General features: G+C 43.6%; 1 protein-coding gene. It reads left to right on the top strand.

Annotation, left to right across the window (positions count from 1 at the left end; translation table 11 throughout):
- The coding region (locus AC3II9_RS21865; RefSeq protein WP_489158807.1) for an HAD family hydrolase at positions 1–266 on the top strand (266 nt) is incomplete at both ends.

The raw sequence follows: 266 nt of genomic DNA, 5'->3' as shown, positions 1-266 counted from the left end.
GTTCCGTAAAGGTGAAGCTTTGCAGCTTTTACAAGAAGCTCAAGTAGTTGCAGTTGATAAAACGGGCACACTCACCGAAGGTAAACCGACACTCACTGACTTTAATGTGCAATCAGGTTTTGAGCGTGAACAAGTGCTGACTTTGGTTGCTTCGGTCGAAGCCAAGTCTGAACATCCAATTGCTCTTGCGATTGTTCAAGCAGCAGAGAGTGAAGGCTTAAACTTATTACCAGTAACAGCATTTAACTCGATTACAGGTTCAGGTA

Source organism: Lysinibacillus sp. RU7, assembly GCF_057837305.1.
Note: the sequence above shows the minus strand (reverse complement) of the source record. Positions and strands in the feature narration are given on the sequence as shown.